At 43.7% G+C, this 8,149-nt stretch carries 4 protein-coding genes; 1 reads left to right on the top strand and 3 read right to left on the bottom strand.

Annotation, left to right across the window (positions count from 1 at the left end; genetic code table 11):
- Positions 1 to 93: 93 nt before the first annotated feature.
- Positions 94 to 3,660, bottom strand: coding sequence for a two-component regulator propeller domain-containing protein (locus VF500_RS18555; RefSeq protein ID WP_330861107.1), 3,567 nt, complete (start codon positions 3,658 to 3,660; stop codon positions 94 to 96).
- A 241-nt stretch (positions 3,661 to 3,901) separates the two neighbouring features.
- Positions 3,902 to 4,387: a hypothetical protein gene (locus VF500_RS18550; RefSeq protein ID WP_330861106.1), complete on the bottom strand. Its 486-nt coding sequence runs from the start codon at positions 4,385 to 4,387 to the stop codon at positions 3,902 to 3,904.
- 82 nt (positions 4,388 to 4,469) lie between these two features.
- Between VF500_RS18550 and VF500_RS18545 the strand changes: the two genes are divergently transcribed.
- On the top strand, positions 4,470 to 7,436 hold the full coding sequence (locus VF500_RS18545) for a hypothetical protein (protein ID WP_330861105.1): 2,967 nt from the start codon (positions 4,470 to 4,472) through the stop codon (positions 7,434 to 7,436).
- Between the two features lie 74 nt (positions 7,437 to 7,510).
- Here the strand turns inward: VF500_RS18545 and VF500_RS18540 are convergent.
- A partial coding sequence (locus VF500_RS18540; protein WP_330861104.1) for an MMPL family transporter occupies positions 7,511 to 8,149 on the bottom strand: 639 nt, incomplete at its 5' end.

The raw sequence follows: 8,149 nt of genomic DNA, 5'->3' as shown, positions 1-8,149 counted from the left end.
GGGGAGCGACGTGGCAATCTCGTAGCTATGCATATTGAAGCGGCGTTAGCGACGAGATTGCCGCGCTACGCTCGCAATAACATTTTTGTAAGATTACCCCACCGGCAGTATAACAGTAAACACAGTATACTCCCCCTCCTTACTCTCAATATCAATTTTGCCGCTGTGTCCTTTAACCACAATGTCATAACTGAGTGACAGTCCTAATCCTGTTCCCTGCCCCGTTGGCTTGGTGGTGAAAAATGGCTGCATGATCTTTTCCTTAATACTATCAGGAATCCCCATACCATTATCGTGAACTGTTATGATCACCGAGGTAGCTTCCCCCTTAGGAGGCTGGGGGGCTGTTGTAACTGTAACTTCGGGTTTGTAACTGTCGCCTGCTGTTTTTTGCTTTTGATGAACAGCGTAAAAGGCATTGTTAAACAGGTTTAACAGCACACGGCCAATATCCTGCTGCACAATATTGATCGACGGGAGGCTACTGTCAAAATTGGTAACCAGTGCCGCGTTAAAAGTTTTGTCTTTAGCGCGGAGGCCGTTGTAAGCCAGCTTAAAATATTCGTCTGTCAGGTTGTTGATGTTTACAGCTTCCTTACTGCCGGTACCGGCCCTTGAATGCTGGAGCATGTTCTTCACGATGCCATCGGCACGTTGACCGTGGTGGTGGATCTTCTCGAGGTTGAGCTTTACGTCCGCAGCAATCGCTTTAGCTTCTTCCGCATCACCATTAGTTAACTCGGTTTCCATTTCTTCTATCAACTCGATACTTACTTCCGAAAAATTGTTTACAAAATTAAGCGGGTTCTGGATCTCGTGGGCAATGCCTGCGGTAAGTTCGCCCAGTGAAGCCAGTTTTTCGGCCTGGATCAGTTGCTGTTGGGTGTTTTTTAAATTATGAACCGCCTCTGATAGCCTGTCGCGCTGGGTAATGATCTCTTCTTGTTGTTCGCTCAGTTCCTTATTGGCCAGGCTCAGGTCGTTAGTGCGTTGTTTTACCTTTTCTTCAAGCAGCTGGTTTTCACGTTTAAGATGCCGTGAACGATAGGCAATAAAAGCGTAAACCGCCGAAGCGAACAATATCACATATATTAACCATGCCCACCAGCGCAAATACCAGGCTGTAGCGATAATGATGGTTATGCTGTCGCCGGTGTTGTTCCATTTACCCGAGCTGTTTGCCGCTTTTACACGAAATACATATGTACCGGCCGAAAGGTTATTATATGTCACCCAGCGATCAGTCCCGGCGTTCACCCAGTTTTTGTCATAGCCTTCCAGTTTGTAGGCATACACATTTTGTTCCGGGTTATCGTATTGCAGACCAATATAATCGATCTGCACCCGGTTTTGATCGTAGGGTAGTTCGAGCTTTTTGTGGCCATATGCTAATGTTTTGCTAAATGCCTTTTCACTTGCCGAAGGATTACTATAGATAACATCTTCAATATGTACAATGGGCAGATAGGGGCTATCATTCAAATCTTCGGGGTTAAAAACAGCAATGCCATTGTTTAATGGAAAAGCCATCCGGCCATCTGTCAGCTTGTTAACGTTATCAATTCCCCTGAAAATATCCTTCCCGGGTAAAATGTCGTCCATGAAGAAATTTTTAAGCTTCATGGTGCGGGTATCTATCCGTGTAAAGCCCCGCTCGGTTATAACCCACAGGCGACCGTCATGATCTTCATTAATGCCCATTACCGAGTTAAATATCAAGCCGGAATCTTCATTGAAATGCCTTACATAAACTTCCTTTTTGCGGTCAAATTCAAACAGGCCATCAAGGTAGGTGCCTACCCAAAATCTGCCGGCTTTATCTTCAAAAATATTATCCACACAGGCGGCTTTTCGCATATCGTTATTAAAATAGGAGATGAAGCGCCCTGTTTTCCTGTCGAAACGATTAAGTCCGCCAAAATTAGTACCTACCCAGAGGGTGTTTTCATGATCTTCATAAAAGGTAATAGCGCGGCTGTCATCAAGTGCATATTTATTTTTTGAAGTGATTTTTTCGTAAGAGCCCCGGTAGGGGTAGCGGGTGAACTTTTTGGTTACCGGGTTAAAAGAGCAGATCCCGGCATCAATATCGATAGCTATCCATAGTATCCCGGTATGGTCCTGAAACAGCGTGTGTATAAAATTGCTGGTAAGGGAAGTGCTATCACCGGGGATGTTGCTGTATTTTTCTTTTTTTCCGGTGATGGTATTGTACACCAGCAATCCGCTTTCGGTTGCCACATACAGTGTGTTGTTTTGTCCGTAACAAAAGCCCGGAAAATAACCTTCATTAGGGGCTGCGTTGTATACCTTTTTGTACTGGTTAGCGATAATATTGCCTTTGTATATACCCTGCCGGGTGGTGAGCCATGCATCGCCATTGGGCCATGTTTTAATAGCTACCAGTTTGCCGGGATAGGTACCGGTTTTTGCAGGGTTACTTTTAAATATGGTGAAGGCGCTTTTTAACTTGTTTACACGCGCTACACCTGCATTTCCAAAACCAACCCAAAGCGTATTGGTATGGTCAACTGTTTTACTGCCTATGCCCAGGCTTGGTATAGCACCCGGGTCATCCGGATCGGTGAGGTAGCGCTTAAAAGCAGATGTTATGGGGTCAAAATAAACCAAACCGGCCGACGATGAGATCCAGAGTTTCCCATCCTTCGTTTCCCTGAAGCCGATGAACTGGTTTTTGGTAGCTGAGTTTATGGTATCAACAGGTATATAGTTACTGAATGTATGGGTTTGCCTGTCAAACTTTGAAAGACCTTTATTCGTGCCTATCCACAGGCGTTTGCTTTTATCTTCATAAAAGCTATAAATACCTGTGCTTAACAGGCTGTCTTTGACATTGGCCTGGCCATATTCTTTAAGCTTGTTGGTGCTAATGTCATACCGGGCGAATTTTAGGGCTTCGTCATGGCCGTGGAAGGTATTCATATAAAGTACACCCGGTTCAGATGGAGCTTCATAAACTGGATTTGCAGCCCGCATTTTTGCGGTATCATTTGATGTGAGGTATTCACTAAATCCTTTCCCTGTACCATTGTAGCGATATATGCCATTATTTGAGCCGAACCAGATACTGCCATTGGCGGTTTTAACGGGACTGTAATAAAGAGTTGCCCTCACATGATAGATACCCTTTTGCTGATCGCCAAAAAGTTGATACCGCCCCGTGCCCGGCTCAAATTTCATGATATTTTGACCGCTGGTTGCTGAATCAAAACGCCCCCACAGATTACCATCGTTATCTATAGTGCCCACAAGCAGTTGTCCGTAGGTTAAGCTTGCCGGATAGGGGTATTGTGTAAAGGAATCAGTTGCCCGGTTGTACTTGAAAATTCCGTTGGCAAGGGTGGTTATCCACAAGGTTTTGTTATGGTCTTCAATTACATTAAATACCAGTGTTGATACCTGTTTATTGAATTTTGGCGAGCCGAGTTTGTATATTTTGTAGCGGTAACCGTCATAACGTACCAGTCCATTTTGGGTAGAGAACCACATATAGCCCTGGCTGTCTTCAATAATAGAGCCCACGTTTGATTCAGGCAGCCCTTTTTTAATATCAAGCCTGTCGAAATATAAACGAGCTGATTGTGCAACGCCATAGAGACTTAAGCAGCAGCATAAAATCAACAATGTGATCTTTTTCATTAAGGTATAAGTTTACAGGCTTAAAGTAAATATTTTATCCTGTAAAATAAAATGAGGGGTTATATACCCTATGAGATCGCTTTTAACAACATGCATATTGATAACTGAAAAATTTTCACACTAATTTTTACGTATTAATCGAATTGCACGAATTTGAATTAATCTAAAATTCGTGCAATTCGATTAATTGTGGAGAGCCTGCAAAGCATTCGTGTAGAAATTTTTCAGATGTGCCGGAAACTTACTTTTTAGGAGTTTTAAGTTTCTTTTCCCGCTTATTGTCAGATACCATTTTTACAATGGTTTTGCCTTGGGTTATTTGTTTGGAGTCTTTGACTTTTGCCAGCGAGTTTTGCCAGGCCTCATCAACCAGCTTTTTTATTTCCTGCTGCGGAAATGCTTCAATATCATTTACGAGTAGATAGCGGTACTGTTTGCCTTCGCCGATGAGCATTTTTTGCGGATCGTGAAGTTCTGATCCCCAGTAAAAACCGAAATGTGTGTTGTAATTAACGCCGCGGTACAGGGCAAAGGAGCAAAAGATATGGCTCATTTTTTCGGTAGGCGACCAGCCCACAGCCAAAGCATTGTAGTTATCATAAATGAGCTCGTTGGCCTGCGGGTACAAATCCCATACAAAATCGCGCAGCCATAAAGCACGTTCCCGCACTTCCCGCGGAAAGGTCTTCATAAAGAAAAGCAGGTCGGCAACTTCTTCTTTTGGCATGATATAAAAATACAACCTTTTTATTTGTTGTGAATAATAATTAACTTTATATCACCCAATTATAAACCTAAATATATCCAAATTGAAAAACAGTAGCCTTGCCATCCGGGTATTTGTTTTTGCCCTTATGCGCGCGCGTTTTGTACATACCTGCGCGATCTTTTTTGCAATAGCTTCATTTATGAGTATGCAGTGCTATGCACAGGAAAAAGCCCCCGCTTCGCATTTGCTTGAAATGAAATCGGTGCAGGATAGTGTTACCCGTCAAAATCCGGCCGAGAAGATCTACCTGCAATTTGATAAAAGCACTTACACCCCTGGTGACACCCTGTGGTTTAAGGCTTACCTGTTTAACGCGCCTACACTCAACCTATCGGCCAAAAGCGGTATCATGTATGTGAGCATTGTTACTGATAGCAATGTAGTGGTGAAAAGACAACGTCTGCCTGTTGAAAAAGGATTAAGCTGGGGCAACGTGAGCCTGAAGGAGTTGCCCGCCGGTACTTATACACTTGTGGCCTACACCCAGTGGCTGCAAAATTTTAAACAGGATTGCTTTTTTAGGAAACAGTTCACCATTGCGGATGATGCTGGCAGTAATTGGCTGGCCAATTATACCTGCTCAAGCATGGTGACAAATGATAAGGAACAGGCCCATGTTAAACTGTTGTTGAGCGATGTTTATAAAGTAGCTGTGGCAGGCAAGCCTGTTCAGTTATCTGTAATGAAAGGGAAAAGACGGTTATACCGGCAGGCCATGCAAACGGATAAAAAGGGCCTGATAGACATAACCTTCAACCTGCCTGCCAGGCCCGGCGATATTCACCTGATAGCTAACGATGCCGCAGGGAATCGGGTAAATATTCCGCTGGATTTTAATCGCGCGCAGGATGCAGATGTTCAATTTATGCCCGAAGGGGGCGAACTAACAGCAGGCTTACCGGCGCATGTCGGTTTTAAAGCAATAGGTTTGGATGGTAAGGGCGTCAATGTTTCGGGCGTGGTGCTGGACCATGAGAAACAGGTAGTAGCTAATTTTGGAACGCAACATTTGGGCATAGGGAGTTTTAATCTGCCGGTTGTTAATACCGGTGAAAATTATACTGCTAAGGTAATCCTGCCGGGTGGTGCAATACGTGAGTTTCCTTTGCCCGATGTTAAAAAGGAAGGCATAGCTTTAAATGTGATCAATTCGGCTTCCGAAGATTCGGTGAAAGTTTTACTGGCCGCGACAGATAAAATAGCGCGCTCGGGTGAAAGCTATTTTCTGATAGGTAAAGCCCGCGAAATTATTTGTTATGGGGCAATGGTTAATTTTAAAAACGGCGCGTCCATCAGCCAAAAGATCAGCAAGCGGCTTTTCCCCTCGGGCATTACCCATTTTGTGCTGCTTGATATGAACAGCAAGCCGTTAAACGAACGCCTGATTTTTATTAACAGGCATGATAACCTGCATTTAAGCATCAATGCCGATAAAATGATCTATGCCCCGCATGACAGCATTGCTTTACATATCAACGCGAACGACGCTTTGGGCAACCCGGTAGCCGGGAATTTTTCGCTGGCTGTTACTGATGATGCATTGGTACATCAGGATAGCCTAAACAACGAAAGTATCATTACCCGCCTATTGCTCACATCCGAATTAAAGGGCTTTGTTGAGCACCCCAATTATTACCTGGTCGCTAATAATATACAAGGCAGAGAGGCTCTTGATAACCTGTTGCTTACACAAGGTTGGGTAAGTTACAACTGGCCAGATGAAAAAGGCCGGCCGGTTTACACCGCCGAAACTAGTTTTGCCGTTAAGGGCCGGGTACTTAACGCTTTTAATAAACCCGTGAAAGCCACAAAAATATCCATGTTGTCAAAATCGCCTGTGCTGGTTGCGGAGGCTGTTACTGATGATGCCGGGCGTTTTATGTTTGATAAACTCCCTTTTACAGATACACCTGCCTATGTGCTTAAAACGGCTAAAAATTTTAATGTTGGCATTGTGATGGATGATGTGCCTCCGCCGATAATTAAATTTTCGGCAACAGCAACCAATCTACCCTGGTACGTAAGCAGCGATACAAGTTTATTTAACAACGTGAAAAATAACCGGGCCCGTCAAAACCTGGCCGATGATTTACCCGCAGACACACGTGCCTTAAAGGAAGTAAAGATCATTGCTAAGAAAGTAATAAAAGGATCGCAAAATTTGAACGGCCCGGGCGAGGCCGACATGACCTTTAATGAGGCCGACATGGAGAAGGCGGGCAAAGAAACCTGGTTCAGCTTTTTAAAAGAAAAGGTACCTGGTTTCAGAATGGGTATAATCAGCAAGCCCAGTGAATATAACCTGATTGAGTTATATCATTACAGCGCACTGATATATTCATTGATGGGGAAAAATAAAGCAGATGTAAAGGCATCCGCTGAGAATACACCACCTCCGGTAATAGCGTCCATTCCCCGCAGTACAACCTGGTACCTTATTGATAATAAACCCTTGGTGTTGATAGTCGATGGCGTAGCGTTTGGTTCTGTTTTTGCGAATCCGACTATAGATCAGCGCATCAGCTTTAATGACATTAAAATTTATCTTGAAACGCATGATGCCGAAGATGTTAAAGGTATGGAGATCATTAGCTCGGGTAAATATGCTAACAACTATTACGGGCGATATATTCCCATGGATTGGAAAGAGGTTCTTGCTTCAAATGATTTTGCTTTTATTGAGTTAACTACACGTTCAGGGCAAGGGCCTGTTCTTCAAAATATACCCGGAAAGTACTTATATAAACCTTTGCCGCTTAGTTTGCCGGCTCATTTTTACATTCCTCGTTATGCCGTTAAAGATAAAGCCAAGCCTACTGCTGATTTGCGCTCAACCATACATTGGGAGCCCAATATAACAATCGGTGCCGACGGAAAAGCAACCGTATCATTTTATGCGGCAGACAAACCATCAACCTATACCTATATTTTAGAAGGTACTAATATGGACGGTAGTGTTGGCTATGTCTATGGTAAAATAAAAGTAACCGATAACGCAAATCCGTGAAGGGTGCAGCAGTAGCTTATAGCTTTTAAGCACATTGACCTAAAAAAGCTTTCAGCCTTTAGCCTTCCGCTTTTTCATGCTTCATCAATATCAGGTCCTTTAATTTTTTTACGGTCAACGCCGCCTTCAAGTGAAAGCAAAAACGCAGGCAGTAAGGTAAGGTTGCTGATCATGGCTACCAACAGGGTTATAGATAACAGGATCCCCAATGCTGCGGTGCCGCCAAATTTTGATACCGCGAAGATCCCGAAGCCGAAAAATAACACGGTAGCTATAAAGATCATGCTCACCCCGGTTTCGCGGATAGTATCCGAAACTATTTGGGAGATACTTTTTTTACTGTGGCGTAATTCGTGGCGATAACGGGTGATGAAATAAATGGTCTGGTCGGATGAGATACCCATGGCTATACTGAATATCAATATAGTTGAAGGCTTAAGCGGGATGCCGAAAAATCCCATGATCCCGGCCGTAATAACCAGCGGAACAAGATTTGGCACCAGCGATATGGCAATCATCTTTATGCCCCTGAAAAGGATCCACATTACCCCCGCTATCAATGCTATTGCCCAGGCCAGGCTTTCATAAAGGTTTTTTAACAGGTAATTGGTGCCTTTTATAAATATGATGCTTGAGCCGGTAAGCTCAACATGAAACTTTTTCGGATTGAAGATGGAATCGATGCGTGGTTGTAATTCGGCCAGTACGGTATT

Origin of the sequence: Mucilaginibacter sp. (assembly GCF_036383575.1) — a bacterium.
Classification (GTDB): domain Bacteria; phylum Bacteroidota; class Bacteroidia; order Sphingobacteriales; family Sphingobacteriaceae; genus Mucilaginibacter.
Note: the sequence above shows the minus strand (reverse complement) of the source record. Positions and strands in the feature narration are given on the sequence as shown.